The sequence below is a fragment of the Legionella birminghamensis genome (assembly GCF_900452515.1).
Classification (GTDB): Bacteria; Pseudomonadota; Gammaproteobacteria; order Legionellales; family Legionellaceae; genus Legionella_C; species Legionella_C birminghamensis.
In genome coordinates, this window is sequence record NZ_UGNW01000001.1 from 1242037 (window position 1) to 1263729 (window position 21693).

Below are 21693 nucleotides of genomic sequence, written 5' to 3' on the forward strand. Positions count from 1 at the left end.
GGTTTCAAAGCGGCTTTCGCGTTAAACTAGCAGGCTTGATTCCTTTTCCTGCGGGAGAAGGCAAAATTAGACATTTTTTATTCAATTAATGAGAAATTCATGTTAGAAGTTAATCAAATCACCCTTTCTCTGGAAGATCTCTCCAAGCGTATCCAGGCGCTTAGGGGGTATCTTTGACTTTGAGGTTAAGAAAGAAAAATTAGAGGAAGTCATTCGCGAATTGGAGGTTCCTGAAGTTTGGAACAATCCGGAAAAAGCACAGGCACTGGGAAAAGAGCGGGCGCAACTGGAAGCCGTTGTCAATCAGCTTGAGCAACTGGGCCAAAATATTACTGATTTGAGTGAATTATTTGAACTGGCCCGTTCTGAAAATGATGAATCGGCAATCAATGATGTATCGCAAGAGTTACAGGATATTGAGCAGCAGGTAGCGGGCCTGGAGTTTAGGCGTATGTTTTCCGGCAAAATGGATCAGGCGCCTGCCTATCTCGATATTCAGTCCGGCTCTGGCGGCACTGAGGCACAGGATTGGGCTGAAATGCTCTTGCGTATGTATTTGCGCTGGGGTGAGCAGCATGGTTTTGACACCGAACTTGTTGAATGCTCCGCTGGTGATGTTGCTGGCATAAAAAGCGCTACCATCCATTTTAAGGGTGAATATGCCTATGGCTGGTTGCGTACGGAAACCGGTGTCCATCGTCTGGTTCGCAAGTCGCCCTTTGATTCAGGAAATAGACGGCACACGTCGTTTGCCGCTGTATTTTTATCGCCTGAAATTGATGACAATATTGAAATCGAAATTAATCCAGCTGATTTGCGCATTGACACTTACCGCGCGTCAGGTGCGGGAGGCCAGCACGTTAACCGAACCGACTCCGCTGTGAGAATCACCCATGAGCCGACCGGAATTGTGGTGCAATGCCAGACTGATCGAAGCCAGCATAAAAATAAAGATCAGGCGATGAAGCAACTTCGCGCAAAGCTCTATGAGCTGGAAATGCAAAAGAAAAATGCAGAGCAGCAAGCGCTGGAGGCCACCAAGTCTGACATTGGCTGGGGATCCCAAATCCGCTCCTATGTTCTCGATCAGTCGCGTATTAAGGATTTACGTACCGGGGTCGAAACAAGTAATACACAGGCAGTGCTTGACGGCGATCTGGATCGTTTCATAGAGGCCAGTTTAAAAGCAGGAATAGGTGCAGAATGACAGAAGAACATTTAGACGAAAGTACAGTATATCAGATACGCAAACAAAAACTGGAAAGCTTGAGAGGGGAGGGATTTTCCTTTCCTAATCAATTTCGCCGCCAATACCTGGCAGCAAATTTATTAATGCAATATGAAAATCTGGATAAAGAAAGCCTGGCATCCCAGGCCATTCATGTAACAGTGGCTGGTCGTATAATGCTGCGCAGAGTAATGGGGAAAGCCAGCTTTTTCCACATTCAGGATGTTTCAGGCCGTATTCAGGTTTATATTCGCCAGAATGATTTACCGGAAGTGTATGAACAATTCAAGCACTGGGATTTGGGTGATATTGTTGGTGTCAAAGGATTATTGTTTAAAACAAATACAGGGGAGCTATCCATTCATGCCGATGCAGCCGAATTGCTAACCAAGTCACTTCGTCCCCTGCCTGACAAGTTCCACGGTCTTGCTGATCAGGAAATGCGTTACCGTAAACGCTATGTGGATCTGATTGCCAATGAGGAAAGCCGGCGAACTTTTCTTATCCGGTCAAAATTAATTACTGCATTGCGGCAATTTATGGATCACCATGATTTTCTGGAAGTGGAAACACCAATGATGCATCCTATTCCAGGCGGCGCCCTGGCCAGGCCTTTTGTGACGCATCATAACAGTCTGGATATGCAAATGTTCCTCCGCATTGCGCCTGAGCTCTATCTGAAAAGACTGGTGGTTGGCGGTTTTGAAAGAGTGTACGAAATTAACAGAAACTTCCGTAATGAAGGTTTATCGACTCGTCATAACCCTGAGTTCACTATGGTTGAATTTTATCAGGCCTATGCGGATTATAACGATATGATGAACTTCACCGAAAGTTTGCTTCATCATCTCTGTGATGTAGTCAATGGTTCAAGACATATCCAATATCAGGAGACATTGCTCGATTTCTCCAAACCGTTTGCAAGACTCTCTGTACGCGAAGCAATATTGCAATTCCATCCGCAACTGGCAAGCAGCCAGATTTCTTCGATAGAAAGCTGCCGTGCTGTGCTGGATAGTCTATCCTTGCCCTATGGCAAGAATGACGGTCTTGGTAAACTGCAGATGATCCTTTTTGAAGAAACTGTTGAACATCAACTGATCCAACCAACATTTATTACCGGTTACCCAACCGAAATTTCACCTTTAGCCAGACGAAGCGATGACGATCCTGAGGTCACTGATCGTTTCGAATTCTTCATCGGCGGTCGTGAAATCGCCAATGGTTTTTCGGAATTAAATGATGCTGAAGATCAGGCGGAGCGCTTCCGTAAACAGGTAGAAGACAAGGATGCCGGGGATCTTGAAGCCATGCATTATGATCATGATTATATTGAAGCTCTGGAGTACGGCATGCCGCCTACTGCGGGTGAGGGCATTGGGATTGACCGTTTGGTCATGCTGTTTACCAATTCACCTTCAATTCGTGATGTAATTCTCTTCCCGCATATGAGGCCACAGGATTAAAATGCAGGGCTCCCGCGTCAACTCAGACGAATCCCCGCGGCATCGACCACCGAATCACCGCGGCATCGACCATCGAATCCCCGCGGCATCGACCACCGAATCCCCGCGGCATCGACCGCGGGGCCCATGCCTGTTGAAGTAGTATGGTCCTCAGACAAGTTTTAATGTTGCCAAAAAATAGGGTTTAACAGGTCGTCATAAACAAGTGTTCTTAACATTAAATTGGCGTCGTGTGGGCCCCGCGGTCGCAGCCGCGGGGATTCGATAGCGTTTAATACTTCAAAAAAGGGCAGCCTGATAAGCCCTTGGTTGTATTTGTCCCAGGCGATTCCCATCTTGCCAGAATTTCCTACGGCTTTCCAAAGGGAAATGAAAAGGATTTCCTGGCGTATTGGTTAAACAAAGAAGGTTATTCCTTCCTGGGTATTTCCTATCCGCTCGAAAACCCTGTGTACACTCAAGTCTACCCAAAATTCAGCATTCATGACTGGGGAGACAGCGGAGAATATCAAAAAGTTATTGGAGAGAGTCGAGTCTGCCAAGCAGAAGTTAAAATCCTTATTGCTATAACTCCCCTAATAAAAGCCCAGCCTTGACAATAAATATTGACTTCAAAAATCAACCTCATTAACATCACTCCTAATTGAACTGGTATACGAAGTTCAATAGGACATTTATGGAAAAATCTGGAGTTTTAAAATGAAGGCCAACCTGAACGCTGCGCTATTGCGTTTCCTCTTTTTTGATTGAAACATTGATCATCATTCCTCCTTCGCAATGGTTGATTTAATGGATTATTCAAATGATAAAGATATCACTACTGTTAGTTCTCGTTTTCAAGGCACTTGTCTGTTTCCCGTTTCGAGGAAATCCACAGGGGGCTGCTGTTCTCGATTATGTTTTTCCTCCTCCCCAAATTGTTTATGCAGGGGAGCCTGTTCGTTTTCGGGTGCGGGCTGATTTTTTTGCTCTTGGCCAGCATTGTATTTACTATTGGAAAGCCCCTGTAAACGCAGTGTTGACTTATGTGTCTGGTAATTGTCCCTTGCTGAATATCGGCAAGATCGATCCCAGAACTCCATTTTCGTTCTGCTATTTCGATGTCACGATTCCGAGCTATCTGAACCAGGCTATAAACGGCGAAATTGCTTACCATAATCATAGCTTTAATTCGCGTGGTACTTGCGGAGGAAATGAATTTCAGGCGCATTCTCCGTTTTTTACAGTGAAGGTCATTCCCCATCCGCTATCAATTGCTGCCATTCCAGAGCAGAGTGCAACAGCTAATCTGAATTTCAACTTTAATTTGGCCAATGCAGTCAATTATTATTTGGAAAATGCGCAGGCTGGCGCGCCTCCTGTTATTCAGGTGGAACCTGTTGAACAGAATGGGCTGCGATTTAATCCTGCGAGCCAGAGTTTAACCGGTAAGCCAAGACTTCCGGGAGTTTATCATTTTAAATTGACTGCAAGTAATTTGCACAGCAGAACTGCAGCGGGGCTTCTTACTGTTAATGTAAGCGAAAATGCCAAAGAAAAACCCGTATTTATTCCCGAGTTAATTTTGCCGCCAGCGATGGCGTCACAATTGTATCAGCTTAATCTGTCTTCTTTTCTGATGGCTAATAGTGATTTTTTTTCAAGTGATCAAATCCGATTCAGGCTGGATACCCGGCAGGCCAATGCCGATTGGATAAAATTAAGTGCTGATGGCCAGAAACTTGAGGGAATTGTTCCGGATAATGATGAGTCTTTTTGGAGCTTTACCCTGATTGCCAGCTCAAACGCTGGCGGAGATTCAGCCGCTAAAACCTTCGTTATTGAAAAGGCAATTGATCCTGAAAAAAAACCAATAATCCAATCCCGTAGATTAGGTGTAAAAGCAGGGGATTATTTCTCGCTTGATATTCAAGATTTGCTGGTTAATCGCAAAGAGCATTCGGGTATCAGACTCTATCTTGACAAGGTGGAGCCCGCTGCGCCCTGGATTCATTATGGTGCCGGCTCGCAAACCCGTCTGGAGGGGGAGATTCCTTTGGATGCCATGGGTGAGACTTTTGAGATGACGGTTCATGCTGCAAGCCGAGAGGGGGGAAACTCGGAAGCGGTTATCATCCCTCTTAATGTGGCAGCTAACCCCGTTTATCAGCCCCGATTAAAAGATCCATCCCTCATTTTGCCTTTAGCCTATACGGGTCAAGCCTATTCCTTTGATTTTGTCAGGGAAAAAACAATCTATCCTGATTATCGAACAATCGCTTACCAGGTTTTTTTAAGTGATGAATGCCTGGGAATATCAAATCCTCCCTGGCTCAGGATTAATAATAATAAACTAGAAGCCAATATTCCGGAGGGTTTAACGGAGGATATCTTTTTTTGCTTACAGATAAGGAATAAGCCGGGTGGGCTAAGTGAGGCTACTCCATTGACAATGAGAATAGCAACATCAGCGTTTTGACTCTTACAACACTTCGTATTGTACTTTGCCTTATAAGTTCCTACATACCGCGCTTTATGCGCGGTAACCAGCCTGTATCTTAATTATTTCTTGGCCAGCACCACATCAATAATATGCGTATCATGATATGGAAATGTGAATATTTTACTGAAAAGTCGTTTCAGGCGCTGGATGAGAAAATTTTTCGGTAACATGCGAATAGAAATACTATTAAGAAACCATGTTCCTTCTATTCCAAACGTTGCCAGCTCATCAATATTATTCAATGTAATCGGAATGCACAGGCGTTTGTGCTCTACAATTTTAAAATGATGCTGGGCAAAAACATGCATTAACTCATCAAGACCAGATGCCACTGTCGTGTTTTTAACCATGGCCTTATAATAATGGCCTACAACAGTGCTAATAAGGCTGTCTTCAGCAATGAATTGCGCGAGCTGTTGTTGGGCAACAGGAAATGATTCATAGGTCGTGGTTATTAAGGAAAAATGGCCGTTTGATCGGGTAAGCTGATTAGCTTCGTTAAATAAAGTGTGAATAGGGATATAGGCATTTATAAAATGAGCCAGTACCAAGTCCTGTGAATGGGGAGGTAAAAAGCGGCTGGCCTCTGTTGCGCTTCCTTCGATAGCAGTTAAGTCCAGGGTTTTACTGGCTTGTTTTAACATCTCGGAAGATACATCAATCCCAGTAAAATCAGCCTCGGGCATATATTGCTTTAAATGATTTAAAAAACCACCATTTCCAACCCCCAGGTCTAACACTTTATAATTGGGGCGTGTTCCCAGATGTGCTTTTTTTATTTGTTCAATCGCTTCGTGATGACTGCGGCTAATTGAACCAAACCGATCAGCAGTAGCGTAATGGCCTGAAACTTGATTATACATGGCCTTCAAGGACATGTAGATACCCAATTAATTGACGTTCGGACAGTATATCCCCAAACAAGCCTGCTTGCGACTATTCTTTATTGTTTTTTATAACATTTATTAAATTTTACGGGCAATGCAATCCCCGCGACATGACGCATAGCTATCTACACATCCCCTACGCCTGCGGCTTGTCCGCAGGGTCCGGTGATTCTCTATGAGTTTCTGGATCCCTCGGACAAGCCGAGGGAAGTAGAAGCTTAGAGCATACTGTGTTTTCAGGATGTGTAGATAGCTATGGACATGACAGGGGATTCAGTAGTAACGGCCAGGAATGAATTATAAAATCGATATCTCTTTGGCCAATTCCTTGTTTCGGCGAAAAGTTTGCTTGGCACTTTCAACTCCGGGCTGATCAAAAGGATTAATATCCCAGATCACACTTTGAGTATAAATTTTATGCTCGTATAGAGAAATAAGAGAACCAAGTGTGTAAGGGGTCACTTCTTCCAGGCTAATCAGGTTTAAAGGGATATTCCCGTGAATCATTTTATTTAAATGTTCAGTATCATGGATCCCGTCACTGAGGATCCGCAGTTTTTCATGAAGGAACTGATTAATGGTTTCTTCATTGTAGGATTTAACGCCAATGCAGTCCCCGGTAATGCGGTGGGTTCCCTGGCATAAAAGCTGGAAATAGCTGTGCTGTGCCTGATTACCCAGCCCCCCCCAGACCATAGGACCTGTCGCATAATTGACAATCTCTTCCTTACGGTTGGTCGATTTCCCATTGCTTTCCATATCCAGCTGCTGAATATAAGGTACAAAATATTCCAGTTGCTGGGCATAAGTTAGCATGAGCAAGTTATGAATATCGAGGAAGTTATTGTTCCAGACACCGATAAGCCCTAATAATGCAGGGATATTTTGCGAAAGATCTTCTTGTAAATAATGCTCATCCATATGATGTGCGCCCAGGAGAATTTGGGCAAAGTTCTCATAGCCGATAGCAATCATGGTTATCAGGTTAATGGCAGAGCATAGGGAATATCTTCCTCCCACCCAACTCCAGATTGGCAGAATGGTTTTGAATCCGAATTCGCGTGCCTGGTTACCATTAGCTGTGATTGCAATAAAATGGCGCTCATGCAGGGCATTTAAGCCAAGCCATCCTACGGCCTTTTTAGCATTCTGAAGTGTTTCCCGCGTAGTAAACGACTTCGAAGATATTAGAAATAGAGTTGTTTCGGGATTGAGCGATTTGACCGTGTAATTAAAATCAAAAGGGTCAACGCTGCTGACAAAATGAAACTTCAAATCGCGATGACACAAGGCATCAAGCGCTGAAATACATAGACGGGGACCCAGATCAGAACCGCCAATACCAATGTTGACGATATCAGTAACCGGCTTTCCGGTATAACCCAGCCAGTTACCGTTTCTTATTTTTTCTGCAATCTCATCCATGTGCGCTCTCGCGGCAAATATTTCAGCCATTATATCTTTTCCATTAATGACTAAAGGTTTATTATGCATTTGCCGAAGTGCTGTGTGTAAAGCGGGGCGATTCTCTGTAAAATTTACGCAGTCTCCACCGAAAAGGGCCTGGATTCTTTGTGATAATTCTCGTTCTTTTGCCAATTCAACCAATAAACTTAAGGTTTCTGGTATAATTTTTTGATTTGTAAAATCAATATCGAGTCGGCCTGCTGAATAATTAAATAGAGTGTTATCTGTTCTATTGTTTTGCTTTATTTCGAAAATTGAATGAGATTGCAGATGTGTTGCATGTGATTTAAGTGCTTTCCAGCTATCCAGTTGAGTTAGGTGCTTCATGCGTTCCATTCCATCAGAGTGTTTTTTTTACAGTAGTTTATGGCAAGAAAATTAATTATTCAACGGCAGTTTGTATTTGATAACGATAGCATTTAACGGGGTTTTTATGATTGTGTTAATTATGTGCATGGCGTTTCTGGGATCGTTCCTTTTGACACGTGCCATTCGAAAATACGCTTTAGCGCTGCAGTTAATTGACATTCCTAACGATCGCAGCTCGCATAAAAGACCAACACCCAGAGGTGGCGGCCTCGCCTTTGTGCTTATCTTTTTCAGTATCGTCGTTTTTTTATACCAGGCAAGTTTAATTTCCACGCCGTTTGCTCTGGCAAGCTCCGCCGCGGGTTTATTTGTCGCATTTTTAGGTTTTATTGACGACAAACGCCATTTGTCGCCAAAAATAAGATTCTCTGGTCATTTTCTGGCTAGTGGGTTCGTTTTGTACTGTTTTGGCTGTTTCCCTTCAATCCAGATCGCAAACTGGATTGTCCCTTCGGGTTGGATTATGAATGGTCTGGGTTTGTTTTATTTAACCTGGATGCTTAATCTTTTTAATTTCATGGACGGAATCGATGGGCTGGCTGCTTCAGAAACTGTTTTTTCCTGTTTGGCTGCTGCCAGTTTGTACTGGATTCTTGGCTATTCTTCCGAGATGCTCCTGCCCATTGGGCTTGCAGCCACGGTTTCCGGTTTCTTGATTTGGAATTTCCCCCCGGCCCGCATTTTTATGGGGGATGTGGGCAGTGGTTTCCTGGGAATTATGATCGGATTATTCAGCATTCATGCTGCATTTTTATCACCGTCCCTTTTCTGGAGCTGGCTGATTTTATTGGGTGTATTTATAGTCGATTCAACAACCACTTTATTGCGGCGCGCTTTAAACGGTCAACGCATTTGGGAGGCGCATTGCACGCATGCCTATCAACATGCCTCTCGTCATTATGAAGGCCATCGTCCGGTTACGCTGGGTGTCCTTGTTATTAATATAATCTGGCTTTTTCCCTGGGCATTTTTTGCGGGATTAGATTGGGTAAATGGTTTTATTTGCTGTTTAATTGCTTATTTACCACTGGTTTTCCTGGCATTTTTATTCAATGCGGGAAAGCCTTCCAGGCTAAATGCTGCGCGTGCAATTAACTAGCGGATGCGACCAGGCAGATTCACAGATTTTTTTTCTTATTTGTCATATAATTAGAAAAAGAATCAAGTTTTTTTATATAAAACGCACTGGTTTATAAAAATTTGTATATTTTAAGATTTCTTAATATTTCGTTAAGAATTCTAGTATAAACTTATCCAGACAATCAAAGATTGTTTTTTGTACAAACTGTGTGTTTCGAAGCCACCATGGAAGAGTGCTTTCTATGGAGCGGGTTGGAATATGCAAATTAGGGAGATTTAAACATGTTAATATTAACTCGCCGTATCGGTGAAACTTTAATTATTGGCGATGATGTCAATATTACTGTTCTTGGTGTGAAAGGTAATCAGGTTAGACTGGGTATCAACGCTCCTAAAGACGTTTCTGTTCATCGCGAAGAGATTTATTTGCGTATTCAGCAAGAAAAAGAGTCAACTGATAGTGGTGAAGAAGCTGTATAATCCGGATTTCCTCGCAGTCATCCCGTTCCCGAGTGAAATAGAGTAGCTCGGGGCAAAATCACGCTAGAGTTTTTGTAAACTTGTATCCCCTGACGATAAATAATGCATCTGCCCCTGAGCATCACGCAGGCATAATTGTCCATATTGATCAATCCCGCAAGCTTCACCTGCAATTTTTCCTTTGAATTGCTGAACTGTAATATTTTTCCCTTTCAGGTAATCCAGTTCCTCCCAATCTTTAAGGAAGCCAGATAGGCCAGTATGTAAAAATTCTTCAATTCGTTCATCCAGCATCTTTAGAAGAGAAGCAATTAAATCATTTCGATCGAAATATTGGCCGCAGATCTCCAGAAGGGAGCACCAGGGATTCTCAGATAAATTAGTTTGCTTCGGGTCAGAATTTACATTGAGCCCAATTCCAATAATGACCGAAGCTGCACTATGAGATTCTGCCACCATTTCAATTAGAATTCCGCCTAGCTTTTTTTCCTCCCATATCAGATCATTAGGCCATTTTATTCGTATCTCATTTTGAATACCCGCGGCTTGAAGCGCATGGATAGCAGCGATACTTACGATAAGGCTTAAGCCGGATAGCCGGGACAATGAGTCCTGAACTTCCCTGCGTATAGACAAATAAATATTTTCGCCAAAAGGCGATGACCAGGAGCGGCCAAATCGACCCCGTCCCTGATTTTGTTTTTCAGCACAGCAAACATGCCAATTATTCTGCACCGGCAAATCCTTTAAAAAACGATTAGTCGAATCGATTTCACTAAATTGATATATACAAATATCTTCTCGTAATGTATCGGGAAGCCGTTTTAAAATTTGTTCTTTATCCAAAGGAATAAAGGCTGTTCGTAATCGGTATCCCTGTTTTGCCAGGCACTCAACAGGAATCCCTGACGCAGCCAATTGATGGATTTGCTTCCAGATAGCCGTCCTCGATACGCCAAGCAATCCTCCTAGATACTCACCGCTGTGGCATTGTCCGTCGGCAAGATAATTGAGAATTTGCCGCTGTAGCTCATTAAATGCTTTCGTATTCGCGCTATTCATTCAATAACAGTTCCAGGCTTTCCAGTTTTAATTCACGCAGTGTTGAAATCTCAGGCTCATAGCATAGTGCTGCTGCATAGGCAGGTTGAGGGATGTAGGAATACATTTGCCAGTTTTTCTGATGCCTGGAATCAAAAATAAGCGATTGATCGTCAAACACCGGGACAGTAAATTGCTGGGTGGGGTAATGCAGGCCAAGCCCTGAGGCTTTAATGAAGGCTTCTTTTTTTGCCCATATTTTAAAAAAAGTAATGAACTGCAGGCATCTGGGAACTTGCATAAAGGCCTGAATTTCCAGGGAAGAAAATGCATAATTGGCCAACCCAATGAGGGAACGTGGTGAAAATTGTTCAATATCAATGCCTAACGGGTGTTTACAGCCAATCCCTAGCAGCCCGATTTCCCCCGAGTGGCTAAGATTGAACTCTATTTCCGAACAATGCCTGATAGCCGGTTTCCCATGATACCCGCGTGTGAACTCAATTTTGTCGGCTGGCATTTGTAAGTATCGGGATAAAATAAGCCTGAGCGCTGCATGTGCTGCAATAAACCGGCGGCGGTGTTTTTCGAACAGAAAGCGTTCTGCGCGTTGACATTCGGCACTATCCAGAAGGATCAGGCTTAACTCGGGATAGCTGGTGAGAGGAAACTGCCAGATATCAATTCTGGATTCCTGCAGAAAGCAATCCGATAATGGCATCGGTGTGACCTGGAATTTACTCATTCAGATGATTCAATGGGTAGCGTCTGGAAGCAGTTAAGGGTATCATAACGCATGCATTTTAATTCGCCAATGAGTAATTAATGAGTCGACAATTTTTGGATTTCGAACAACCTATCGAAGAATTGAATCAAAAGATTCAGGCACTGCGCATGGTCGGTGACACGGAAATCAATCTAAGCGAAGAAATCGCGCGTCTTGAGAGCAAATGTGAGGAGCTGACTGCCGGTATTTTTTCTAATCTCGAGCCCTGGCAGGTTGCTCAATTGGCAAGGCATCCGTTAAGGCCTCAGACCACCGATTATATCGAACAGATTTTTACGGACTTCCAGGAGCTTCATGGTGATCGCCACTATTCGTCTGCCCCGGCAATAATAGGGGGGCTTGCCCGATTGAATGGTGAGCCGGTGATGGTTCTTGGCCATCAGAAAGGAAAGCGGACCAAGGAAAAGGTGTATCGGAATTTTGGAATGGCCCGTCCTGAAGAATACCGAAAAGCCCTGCGCCTGATGAAAATGGCGGAGAAATTCAGCCTGCCTATTTTTACCTTTATCGACACTGCGGGCGCTTATCCTGGTATAGGCGCAGAAGAGCGGAATCAGTCAGAGGCTATTGCAAGAAATCTTCTGGAAATGGCAAAACTTAAAACACCAATTATCTGCACAGTAACCGGCGAAGCCGGTTCTGGCGGCGCTCTGGCAATTGGCGTCGGTGATCGGGTGCTCATGCTGCAGTTTGGCATTTATTCCGTTATTTCCCCGGAAGGCTGCGCTTCCATTTTATGGAAAGATGCTGCCAAAGCCAGCGAGGCAGCGCGTGCCATGGGCATTACTGCTGAGCGAATCTATGAACTTGGCTTGATTGATCAGGTTATTAAAGAGCCTCTGGGAGGAGCCCACCGTAATCTCGAGGCAATGACCGGCCGACTTAAAAGTATTCTGGTTGAAGAGCTTGCCAACTTAAAGAAAATGCCTCTTAAAACACTTTTGGAAGAGCGATACAATAAATTCATGGCGATGGGAGCCTGCGATTAATTTAAATCTCGACTCCATCAGCCCGCTGCTGAGCCATTTTGACCCAATTTATGTGGGATTTAGCGGCGGGCTGGATTCCACGGTATTAGTATATGCTCTAAGCCAGATTCCCAAGCTCAAAAAGAAATTGATTGCTGTTCATATTAATCATGGCTTAAGCCCAAATGCGAATGCCTGGGAAGTTCACTGTCAACAATTCTGCCAGCAACAGAAAGTTCCGCTTATCGCTTATCAGCTGCGTCTGAATATCACATCAAATATTGAGAAGCTGGCACGGGAAAAGCGTTATGAGGTTTTCACAACTCTACTCAGGGATAATACTTGCCTGTTGCTGGGGCATCACCGTGATGATCAGGCAGAAACCTTACTTCTACAGTTGTTTCGTGGCGCAGGTATAGAAGGTTTGTCGGCTATGCCTGCCTGGCGTTCCTTAGGTCAGGGACTTATTTTCAGGCCTTTGCTGGATTACACCCGTGCAGAAATAGAAGCTTTCGCGAATGATCATAGGCTGCCCTGGATTAATGATGAAAGTAATGAGAAAACGCATTTTTCGAGAAACTTCCTGCGTCATACGCTAATGCCACTAATAAAGCAACGCTGGCCGGGGATCAACGATAACCTTGCCCGAACGGCTGCGCATTGCCAGCAGGCACAGCGCTTGTTAAATGATTTAGCCTTGATTGACTGCCCGCAGCTGCAAGAGCGTTCAGACATACTGGACTGCGCTGCTTTGCTGACGCTTGATAAAGACAGGCTTAATAATATAATTCGCTATTGGCTTAAACAAAATCAAGTAACAATGCCCGATAGCTTGACGTTTAACCGTATCACTTCAGAATTATTACTAAGCCGAAGCGATGCCGCAGCTGTAGTGAACTGGGGGAGGGTTGTAATAAGGAGGTACAAAACCTGTTTGTTTCTCGAAAATAAACCGATGGTTCCAAAACTATCACGAATTGCATGGCATGATTTCCCTGAGACCTTAGTAGCTCCTGCAATGTCAATTAAAGCGATCCCTGCTCCAGCTGGGATTCGTATTTTACCCGATGATGAGGTTGAGATTTTATTTCGTCAGGGGGGCGAGCAAATCCGCTTGCACAGGCAATCCAAATCACTCAAAAAATTATTTCAGGAATGGCAAGTTCCTCAGTGGCTAAGGGAGAAAATTCCGCTGCTGTATATTAACGGGGAGCTCGCGATGGTCATAGGATATGCAATTTCCGATACTTTTTTTCAAAAGGATTTGCCGCATACTTATGTCATTGAAAGCAAACCAGGGACATCAGAGAATCCAAGCTAAGCACTCGAATCCCCCGCGGCGCAACTCCTTCGAATCCCTGCGGCTGCGCCCCCCTCGAATCCCTGCGGCTGCGCCCCCCTCGAATCCCCGCGGCAGCGACCGCGGGGCCCATGTCTGGTGCCGAAAATAGCAATTAAAAGCAGTTAGGAAACAAGTCTTTCAAACATTATCCTTCAATTAGGAAAACCGATATTCTAAATAGGCTTCGTGCGGACCCCGCGGTCGACGCCGCGGGGATTCGACTGCATTGTGTAGATAGCTATGGGCATCGAGCGCGGGGCCTATCCCCAAGCGCCACTAACACTCCGGCAAACTGACCGCTAACCCGCCCATCGAGGTTTCTTTATAAATCGTTTGCATATCCATACCGGTTTGTTTCATTGTTTTGATAACCTTATCCAGCGAAATCTGATGCTGGCCATCGCCAATTAAAGCCATACGGGAGGCATTTACCGCTTTAACTGCACCCATGGCATTGCGTTCGATACAGGGGATTTGAACCAGGCCAAGTACTGGATCACAGGTCATTCCCAAATGATGCTCCATAGCAATTTCTGCTGCGTTTTCTATTTGTTCCAGGGTACCGCCCAGCACGGCAGTAATACCCGCCGCCGCCATAGAAGATGCAACGCCTACCTCTCCCTGGCAGCCGACTTCTGCCCCAGAGATGGAAGCTCCTTTTTTATAGAGGATACCAATAGCGGCTGCAGTCAGAAAATAAGTATAAATATCTTCTTTGCTCAATTTGATGTGGGCTTCCTGAAAATAGCGCAATACGGCTGGAATGATTCCTGCGGCACCATTGGTGGGGGCAGTGACAATGCGGCCGCCGGCTGCATTTTCTTCATTGACAGCCATCGCATAGAGGTTGAGGCGGTTCATAATATCGGATTGCTCAAAAACACTGGGAATACCCTGATGCTTAATCAGCTTTTGATAAAGCTCAGGCGCGCGGCGTTTCAGTTGCAAGCCGCCAGGTAGTACACCCGGGTGATGGCATCCGTTTTCAATGCATTCATTCATCACTTTCGCAATAGCCAGGATCCCTTCATGCACCGCATGCTTGTCTCGCCAGGTGAGTTCATTCACCATCATGAGTTCAGCAATAGAAAGATGATTATCACGGCAAAGCGTTAATAGTTCAAAGGCATTATCAAAAGGATAGGGAACTGGGGTAATGTCCGAACTGGTTTCATCAAAGTCCTCTTCGGTGGTTATAAACCCTCCGCCGATGGAATAATAAACCTGGCTGCAAAGGACGGAACCTGCTTTATCAAATGCAGTGAACCGCATGCCATTACTGTGCCGCGGTAACAGCTCCTTTTGCAGAAAAAGAAAATCGCTACTCTCATTAAAGTGGATTTCCTTAAGACCGGCCAAATGAAGCCGTTGAGAACTGACGATTTCCCGCATACGCGGCACCATGGTTTCCGGGGCAACACCTTCCGGGGTTTTACCCTCAAGCCCATTCAGTATTGCCTTGTCGGTGCCATGACCTTTGCCTGTCAGTGCCAGTGAACCATACAACTCAACAAGAACACGCTCTGTATCGCTTAAATGTTGCTGACCTATTAATAGTTTAAGAAATTCATTAGCGGCCGACATCGGGCCAACGGTATGCGAACTGGATGGGCCAATTCCAATAGAAAATAAGTCAAACAAACTAATACTCATTATATTTTAACCTAAGATGGTGCATTTATGGCAAGTTTAGAAGGAAATTGTGCAGCAAACAATAGCTAAGCCATTAGAAGCTAAATATTTTTCAGTGACTGGAAATTTTATGAAAACTTAGGCAGAATGAATGGGCATTTTAACCAGGTGTTGTTGATGTTTGTTTTGAGACGGAAAACGAATCGTCAATAAGCCCTGAATTTGATTCTTGTCCAAGAATAAAAGGGGATTGTTTATGAAGATGAAACTGGTCGCTGCAGCTACCATGGGTCTGGCTATGTCCACCGCAATTGCTGCGTCCGATGTGACTCTCTCTACTGACATGGATAAATTATCCTACAGTATTGGCGCTGATTTGGGTAAAAATTTCAAAAAACAAGGTATTGAAATAAACCCAACAGCAATGGCGAAAGGCTTACAGGATGGTATGAGCGGCAGCCAGCTCATGTTGACTGAAGATCAGATGAAAGAAGTTCTGAACAACTTTCAAAAAGATTTGATGGCTAAGCGAAATGCGGAGTTCAGTAAAAAATCTGAAGAAAACAAAGCAAAAGGTGAAACCTTTTTAAGCCAGAATAAATCCAAAGAAGGTGTTGTCAGCTTACCCAGCGGACTCCAGTACAAAATTATTGAAACTGGCAGCGGTGCAAAACCTGCTAAAGACGATACAGTAACTGTAGAGTACACTGGCAGAACAATTGATGGTCAGGTATTTGACAGCACTGACAAGTCTGGCAAACCGGCTACCTTCAAAGTATCTCAGGTCATTCCTGGCTGGACCGAAGCGCTGCAGTTAATGCCAGCTGGCTCAACCTGGGAAATCTATATTCCTTCAGGGCTGGCTTACGGTCCAAGAAGTGTTGGCGGGCCCATTGGTCCAAATGAAACTTTAATTTTCAAGATTCATTTGATTTCTGTAAAGAAAGCTGGCGCTTAATGGGAAAGTCTGCTTAACGCCATTGCGAGCTATGTTCGCAATGGCGGGGGGCGTTTGCAAGGAGGCACTTCGTCTTTGCGAACGAAGTGAAGCAATCCAGAGCGACGTTGCATGAATGAGGCACCAAGTCCTGGATTGTTTTGTTATGCCTACGATGACGTATTAGCTATTAAAAGACAGAAAATCCGCTCGAAGGTTTGAACGGGACGATTTAAGGATTCCCGTATCATGAACTTCTATTTTCAAGAGTATCATACCAGGATGAATACACGGCTGTTCATTATTTTCCTATTAGGTTTTTCTTCCGGATTACCTCTGGCTTTAATTACCAGTACTTTGCAGGCCTGGTTTGCAGATGCCGGTATGTCTGTGCTGGCTACTGGCCTATTGAGCCTTGTTGGTTTGCCCTATGTCTACCGCATTATATGGGGGCCACTGCTGGATCGTTATTCCCTGTTTTCCCTTGGCAAGCGGCGAAGCTGGATATTATCAATGCAAATCCTCTTGCTCCTGAGCTTTAATCTGATGGCCTGGTGCAGCCCTAATCAATCTCCCCAATGGATGGCCTTTCTAGCCTTGTTAATCGCTTTTTTTTCAGCCACACAAGATATTGCAATAGATGCACACCGTACCGAATATTTGCAGGAAAGCGAGTTTGCGCTAGGCGCTTCGCTGGCCGTTTTTGGCTACCGCCTTGCCTTATTTATTGCTGGGGGATTGGCGCTGGTAATGGCGAATAGTCTGGGATGGAGCTTCACCTACCGGATAATGGGAGCCCTGATGGGTTTAGGGATATTTGCCGCATTATGGAGCCCAGAGCCTTCGCAGCCAGCAAATGTCCAGCCCAACTTTTTACAATTGTTTCTCGAACCTTTGAAGGAGTTATGGAATCGACCAGGCATTATTCCTCTTATACTGTTTATTCTGTTCTATAAACTGGGTGAAGCCTTCACCACGACTACCAGCGGTATTGTCATGCCTTTTTTGATTCAAGGCCTGGGATTCTCACTGGATACAATTGGCTATGTAAATAAAATGCTTGGCATCAGTTCCATTCTGCTTGGCGGTTTGGCGGCCGGATTTCTCCTCCTGCGCTGGCCCTTGTACCAGGCTTTACTGGTTTTCGGGATTATTCAGGCATTGACAAATGTATTATTTATTGCCCTGGCTATTACAGGAAAAAATCTGACTTTATTTGCTATTGCCGTGGTTCTCGATAATTTTGCTGCAGGGATGGGCTCCACTGCGTTGGTCGCTTTATTCATGCGGCTCGTAAATCGTCAATACACCGCAACCCAGTTTTCCCTTTTAGTCGCAATATCAACTCTACCACGCACTTTCTCAGGGCCAATCGCTGCCTTATTGCAGATATGGACAGGCTGGGTTGGACTCTATGAGTTTTCATTTGTTCTTGCATTGGCTTTTATCCCATTCCTGTTGTTAATCAAAAATCAAACCCGGATGGATGAAAAGGAAACTATCAATAGTTTGAGTGTTGCACACTAAGATTCGCAGTATGGTGAACAGTTCATAATATTTAACTACAAGGATGAATAATGGATAAATTAAGCGCGTTCCTTCTTTGTTTAACTTTACCAGCGTCTGTGGTACAAGCTGTGGGTGTCAATGACAATTGCAGCAAAATTCCCGGGCACTGGCAGGGCATTTATACACTTAAGACCCAGGCTGATTGCTCTGTTTATAATGGATGTACCCATCTGGTGATGGCTGAGGCCTCTTATGCAGGCGGTAATAAGTTTCGTATTAAACTAAATCCAGCTGTAGGACAGGGCGGTGTATTTGAAATCCACTGTGAGGATGGCAACATTAGTTCGCCAGTCAATCCAGGAAACAGCGTTTCACTGTCCTGCGATGAGTCCAACCATTGCTTTGTAGTGTATGATGATGAACGCTTGAGTTCTGAAATGGCAAAGCAATAAGCTGCTGATTTTGTCTTTGCGATAAGATAGGAATCGCTGGGAAAATAAATAGAAAAAATTGAAGGCTTGGTACCGAGGGTGGGACTCGAACCCACACGGTGTCACCACCACCGGATTTTGAATCCGGCGCGTCTACCAATTCCGCCACCCCGGCACGCGATTGTGATTATAACAAAGAAATTCTGATAAACAATGCTTCTAGTGAAAAATACTTTAAGGAGTAGGTTGGGCTGTAAAGCCCAACAGTTCAGATTAATGCCTCATACTAGGCAAAGAGACATCGCTTTCATCTTCTTCAACACCATGGCTGCGTAATTGCTGCTGGATGTTTGGGAAGTTAGCGCCGATCGTTCTATGCTTTTCACGAAAAACAGGATGGTAGTCAGGTCGTTTTTCAAGTAGACATTGTATATGAGTACGGCGAAACTCAAGTATTTTATTAGGGTCATCCAGTATCGCAGGCCAGTTTTGCGAGAGGGCGCAGCGGAAGTTTTCAACCAGACAAGGACCGCAGTCCGTATGATTTCCTAAGGGCTGCTGTATTGTTCTGGCAGGAAAATTGAGAACTTTACCCGTAGTGTCCAGGCCTGCGGCGCTTAACTCATCCATAATAAGCTTGGCTCTGGCCTCGCTGGGACGATTATCCATACTGTTAAGATAAAGGGCGGAATCGAGTTTTCTTCCTGTTATTGTAACAAGAAGCCCAATCCAGTGATTGCTTACCTGTATCGGTATTACCAGGGTGATTCGATGGGATGAGTTCAGCGCGGCGTTTTCTCTGAGTACCAGTTGAATCTGATCCTTAATCCGGTTTCCTGGCACATTGCTGTTCATCTGGCTGACACCAATCACCGTGGCATAATTAAATTCTTCCAATCTCGCTTTAAGGATAGCTATCATATCTTCAGAATCGTACAGGTATGAATGATTGGGCGTGAAAAAAGAGCCTGACGAGGTCGACCTGGTTTGTTTTACAGAGGAGCTGGTAGTAGGTGAGCTTACCTGGTTTGCTGGAATATTCAGCCTTTTTTGCCGCTCCCTGACATTTCGAATGCGCATGTTAAGCTCTTGTGTCAGATGGGGATGCAGTTCGGTTTTGGCGTGAAAATCCCTTGAGCCACTTAAAAACTCAAGTTCAGCTGCTAACAAGGTGGATGATTCCTGGGGATTTTGCTTGCAGCGCAGATTAATTCTTCTCTGTACATGGAAAATTGCTTCTTTTGAGCGATACACTTCCCGGTCCAATAAAAGAGGAATAAAGTTTTTCAATTCAACCAACGAAAGATGTGTGAAAACCAAATCAAATACACCTTCATAAATAAATCGGTAGCGGTTATGGCGGGTGCAGGGCTTTAAGAGAAGACCAAAAAAGTGACAGTTGCTGCTCTTGATTAGCGCGATTAGGGCATCTTTATCAGTGTTAGTCAAAAAGTTATGGACTTCGACCTCAATTGGCGTCAGGGTTGATTCAGGGCGATGTTGTGGTTTCAACAAAGGGGCTAATGGGGTTTGTGATTTGGAAGTGGCCGCAGCCTGTTTAACTTGTTTCTCAGAACTCCTTCTTGTCGAAGCTAGATCATGGACTTGAAGGATTGTTTCCAGAATATTGATATCGTTATTGGCAATGGCTGCGAAAATGCGGCTGGTATTACAGGCGTTTTGCCAGGATGCTGGGCGGGCGGGTGTTGCCGGTCTGGTATTGCCAGTCGTTCTGGATGCATTTGCCGAAGAAACTTGTCTGGGGCCGCGAGAAGTGCTCCCTGATGTGGGCGTGCTGGATGGCTGTGCTGGAACAGGGATGATTTCACCACTGGCTAGCCGTTTATTGCTTCCCGATTGGATGTCAGTACTTGGTCTTTTATGTGTACCAGTTGGCGGTTGAGTAATTTGTATGCGTCTTGGTTCAATGTCTGCCTGCGGTGTTAACTGCGCAACTGGATTGGCGGGACGAAGGACTGGCAAAGCCGGTCTGTCAGGATGAGAAGCTGCTTTTTCCAGCGTCAGCTTTAGATTTTGCAGCCACAAAGGGGAGTCTTTCAAAATATCCAATACTCTATTCAACTCATTTTTTTGGTTCTCGGTGAAAAGGACATAGTGCACACTTATTTTATTAAGCAGGAACCTGAAGTAATTATCAAAGTTGCGATGATCTCTTAAAAAACAAATAATAGTTACAAGGGGGATGAGGTTTGCTGGATTGTGATCAATCTCCCTCGTACTGATGCGCAATAGCTCAGCAATGAGTCTCTCATTCTGATTGATTACTTGTGGATTTACTATTAACAAACTTATCATCCGCAAACATTTTGTTGCTTTGCCTGGCGTTATCTGTGGTTCTTTTTTAAAAATGGTATTAATAAATTGGGTAATCAGCGCGTCTGATACCGAGCGATCAATGCTTGCGGATTGTTGTAGAATTGACAATGCTTCAAAAAATCGATACAGCGAATCTGCACTCAAGCTTTCAAGATGAAATCGGGACATAATTCCTTGGAGAGCATCAAATGAAAGACGGCCGCTAATAGCACCAACTTTGGCCAGATGGGCAAAATTATTGAAGAGAAGTGAAATATGCTCAGAGGATAAGTTCTGAGAGTAGTGTTGAATGTTGACCAGTATTTCGTTTATGTATTCAGCACGTATTGGTGAAAAACCAACCACAAACGACTCATCCAGAAGAATGGCAATGGAAGAAAAAATATTTGTCAGATTTTCGCTATATTCAAAAGAAATTCTTCTCCGGCAACTCTTGATGAGTAAGTGTATTATTGGAGAATCACGTTCGATAGTTAACAGATTCCGTTCCTTTAATATTCTATAAAAATAGAGAACATTCCGATAATCAATATCTCTGAGGGGATAATTTACAATACCTGTCAAGTGGCTGTTTATACTTGCAATATCAACATCTTTGTCCAAGGCGCTGTATTCCATTAAAAAAGACAGACTAAACAGGAGCGGAGTATGATACTCAGTCCAGGAGCTGCCTCTCGAGGAATTTATTAATATGTCCTGAAGCAGTTCAGTTGCGAGCTTTCCCTCTATACGATTATTTCTGGTTAAGTTGGCGAGTCCATGAAAACAAAGTGTTTTACTAACGCTCCAGTCGAAGGGTATCAGAAGAAGAAGTTTGTTTAAATTATCAGCCGGGATGGGCGCGCAATGATTATCGTCCTTTAGAAAAATACCCATAAATTTGATGATATATCCCAAATTAACTTCGGTATCATTTCGCTTGGATTCAAATTGCAGTTCATAGCTTATCCAAGCTTGCAAATCATCAAATTGTTCATTAAGTAAAATAAGAAATTCAGCAAGCAGTTTTCTAATCGCGCCAGTTACGTTCTGAGTTTTGCGATCGGCTTTTCCCAAATCAACAATAGAAGCGACAAGGCCAGAAATATATTTCAAGCGATGGCTTGGAGCTTGTGAGTTATTCTGTTCTGCGCTGGAATCGGTTTTTCGTTTCATATTAAGCTCACCAGTACTGACATTCGATTAACAAATTGACTAAAGGTGGCTCATTCTAGCAGCCGTTTAAAACGGGATCAATAAGATTTGGTGTT

Annotated in this window: 16 protein-coding genes, 1 tRNA gene and 1 pseudogene; 11 read left to right on the plus strand and 7 right to left on the minus strand. The window is 44.1% G+C overall.

The annotated features are described in order from the left end of the window. Positions 1-99: 99 nt before the first annotated feature. The 4 genes from prfB to DYH42_RS05295 all read left to right on the plus strand — a co-directional run bounded on the left by prfB (position 100) and on the right by DYH42_RS05295 (position 5152). Positions 100-1207, plus strand: a protein-coding gene (gene prfB / locus DYH42_RS05280; protein WP_115316964.1) for a peptide chain release factor 2 whose coding sequence is annotated in 2 segments (ribosomal slippage) — positions 100-174 and positions 176-1207 — 1107 coding nt in all. Because the reading frame shifts where the segments join, the coding sequence is not laid out codon by codon here. Beyond that, positions 1204-2694: a lysine--tRNA ligase gene (lysS, locus tag DYH42_RS05285; RefSeq protein WP_058524595.1), complete on the plus strand. Its 1491-nt coding sequence runs from the start codon at positions 1204-1206 to the stop codon at positions 2692-2694. Before prfB ends, lysS begins: the two co-directional genes overlap by 4 nt. 305 nt (positions 2695-2999) lie before the next feature. Further along, positions 3000-3290 carry a hypothetical protein gene (locus DYH42_RS05290; protein ID WP_058524594.1) on the plus strand — a complete coding sequence of 97 codons (291 nt, stop codon included), beginning with the start codon at positions 3000-3002 and terminating at the stop codon, positions 3288-3290. 206 nt (positions 3291-3496) lie between these two features. Next, positions 3497-5152, plus strand: a complete 1656-nt coding sequence (locus tag DYH42_RS05295; RefSeq protein ID WP_058524593.1) for an Ig domain-containing protein — start codon at positions 3497-3499, stop codon at positions 5150-5152. An 83-nt stretch (positions 5153-5235) separates the two neighbouring features. On the opposite strand, the gene DYH42_RS05300 is transcribed toward DYH42_RS05295, so the two are convergent. Both DYH42_RS05300 and pgi read right to left on the minus strand, forming a co-directional pair. Then, complete coding sequence (locus DYH42_RS05300) at positions 5236-6054, minus strand: class I SAM-dependent methyltransferase (RefSeq protein WP_058524592.1); 819 nt, start codon at positions 6052-6054, stop codon at positions 5236-5238. Between the two features lie 306 nt (positions 6055-6360). Next, positions 6361-7857, minus strand: a complete 1497-nt coding sequence (gene pgi, locus DYH42_RS05305) for a glucose-6-phosphate isomerase (protein WP_058524591.1) — start codon at positions 7855-7857, stop codon at positions 6361-6363. Positions 7858-7963: 106 nt separating this feature from the next. Here pgi and DYH42_RS05310 point away from each other — a divergent pair, with 106 nt between their 5' ends. Both DYH42_RS05310 and csrA read left to right on the plus strand, forming a co-directional pair. Then, positions 7964-8998, plus strand: coding sequence for an MraY family glycosyltransferase (locus DYH42_RS05310; protein ID WP_058524590.1), 1035 nt, complete (start codon positions 7964-7966; stop codon positions 8996-8998). Between the two features lie 263 nt (positions 8999-9261). After that, positions 9262-9459: a carbon storage regulator CsrA gene (csrA, locus tag DYH42_RS05315; RefSeq protein ID WP_058524589.1), complete on the plus strand. Its 198-nt coding sequence runs from the start codon at positions 9262-9264 to the stop codon at positions 9457-9459. A 63-nt stretch (positions 9460-9522) separates the two neighbouring features. Here csrA and DYH42_RS05320 read toward each other — a convergent pair whose 3' ends face one another. Together DYH42_RS05320 and DYH42_RS05325 are read right to left on the minus strand one after the other, a co-directional pair. After that, the gene (locus DYH42_RS05320; protein ID WP_058524588.1) at positions 9523-10521 is read right to left on the minus strand and encodes a biotin--[acetyl-CoA-carboxylase] ligase; all 999 of its coding nucleotides are present in this window, start codon (positions 10519-10521) and stop codon (positions 9523-9525) included. After that, positions 10514-11245, minus strand: coding sequence for a 4'-phosphopantetheinyl transferase family protein (locus tag DYH42_RS05325; protein WP_058524587.1), 732 nt, complete (start codon positions 11243-11245; stop codon positions 10514-10516). Before DYH42_RS05325 ends, DYH42_RS05320 begins: the two co-directional genes overlap by 8 nt. Before the next feature lie 80 nt (positions 11246-11325). Here DYH42_RS05325 and DYH42_RS05330 point away from each other — a divergent pair, with 80 nt between their 5' ends. After that, positions 11326-12276: an acetyl-CoA carboxylase carboxyltransferase subunit alpha gene (locus tag DYH42_RS05330; protein WP_058524586.1), complete on the plus strand. Its 951-nt coding sequence runs from the start codon at positions 11326-11328 to the stop codon at positions 12274-12276. A 52-nt stretch (positions 12277-12328) separates the two neighbouring features. After that, positions 12329-13576, plus strand: a complete 1248-nt coding sequence (gene tilS, locus DYH42_RS05335; RefSeq protein WP_237759051.1) for a tRNA lysidine(34) synthetase TilS — start codon at positions 12329-12331, stop codon at positions 13574-13576. A gap of 297 nt (positions 13577-13873) precedes the next feature. On the opposite strand, the pseudogene DYH42_RS05340 reads toward tilS, so the two are convergent. After that, positions 13874-15184, minus strand: a pseudogene (locus DYH42_RS05340) (L-serine ammonia-lyase); the annotation flags it as partial. A 301-nt stretch (positions 15185-15485) separates the two neighbouring features. Here DYH42_RS05340 and bamJ point away from each other — a divergent pair. From bamJ to DYH42_RS05355, 3 genes are all read left to right on the plus strand, one after another. Beyond that, positions 15486-16187 (plus strand): BamJ family beta-barrel-assembly machinery protein, encoded by a 702-nt coding sequence (gene bamJ, locus DYH42_RS05345; protein ID WP_058524583.1) that lies wholly within the window; start codon positions 15486-15488, stop codon positions 16185-16187. 261 nt (positions 16188-16448) lie between these two features. Next, positions 16449-17693: an AmpG family muropeptide MFS transporter gene (locus tag DYH42_RS05350; protein ID WP_058524968.1), complete on the plus strand. Its 1245-nt coding sequence runs from the start codon at positions 16449-16451 to the stop codon at positions 17691-17693. A 50-nt stretch (positions 17694-17743) separates the two neighbouring features. Further along, the gene (locus DYH42_RS05355; protein ID WP_058524582.1) at positions 17744-18127 is read left to right on the plus strand and encodes a hypothetical protein; all 384 of its coding nucleotides are present in this window, start codon (positions 17744-17746) and stop codon (positions 18125-18127) included. A 67-nt stretch (positions 18128-18194) separates the two neighbouring features. Here the strand turns inward: DYH42_RS05355 and DYH42_RS05360 are convergent. Further along, positions 18195-18281, minus strand: a tRNA-Leu gene (locus tag DYH42_RS05360). A 98-nt stretch (positions 18282-18379) separates the two neighbouring features. Next, positions 18380-21598 carry a hypothetical protein gene (locus DYH42_RS05365; RefSeq protein WP_058524581.1) on the minus strand — a complete coding sequence of 1073 codons (3219 nt, stop codon included), beginning with the start codon at positions 21596-21598 and terminating at the stop codon, positions 18380-18382. Positions 21599-21693 lie beyond the last annotated feature (95 nt).

Coding starts and splice junctions, on each gene's coding strand:
- lysS (WP_058524595.1), top strand. CDS start 1,204: ATGACAGAAGAACATTTAGACGAAAGTACAGTATATCAGATACGCAAA.
- DYH42_RS05295 (WP_058524593.1), top strand. CDS start 3,497: ATGATAAAGATATCACTACTGTTAGTTCTCGTTTTCAAGGCACTTGTC.
- DYH42_RS05300 (WP_058524592.1), bottom strand. CDS start 6,054: ATGTCCTTGAAGGCCATGTATAATCAAGTTTCAGGCCATTACGCTACT.
- pgi (WP_058524591.1), bottom strand. CDS start 7,857: ATGAAGCACCTAACTCAACTGGATAGCTGGAAAGCACTTAAATCACAT.
- DYH42_RS05310 (WP_058524590.1), top strand. CDS start 7,964: ATGATTGTGTTAATTATGTGCATGGCGTTTCTGGGATCGTTCCTTTTG.
- csrA (WP_058524589.1), top strand. CDS start 9,262: ATGTTAATATTAACTCGCCGTATCGGTGAAACTTTAATTATTGGCGAT.
- DYH42_RS05320 (WP_058524588.1), bottom strand. CDS start 10,521: ATGAATAGCGCGAATACGAAAGCATTTAATGAGCTACAGCGGCAAATT.
- DYH42_RS05325 (WP_058524587.1), bottom strand. CDS start 11,245: ATGAGTAAATTCCAGGTCACACCGATGCCATTATCGGATTGCTTTCTG.
- DYH42_RS05330 (WP_058524586.1), top strand. CDS start 11,326: ATGAGTCGACAATTTTTGGATTTCGAACAACCTATCGAAGAATTGAAT.
- bamJ (WP_058524583.1), top strand. CDS start 15,486: ATGAAGATGAAACTGGTCGCTGCAGCTACCATGGGTCTGGCTATGTCC.
- DYH42_RS05350 (WP_058524968.1), top strand. CDS start 16,449: ATGAATACACGGCTGTTCATTATTTTCCTATTAGGTTTTTCTTCCGGA.
- DYH42_RS05355 (WP_058524582.1), top strand. CDS start 17,744: ATGGATAAATTAAGCGCGTTCCTTCTTTGTTTAACTTTACCAGCGTCT.
- DYH42_RS05365 (WP_058524581.1), bottom strand. CDS start 21,598: ATGAAACGAAAAACCGATTCCAGCGCAGAACAGAATAACTCACAAGCT.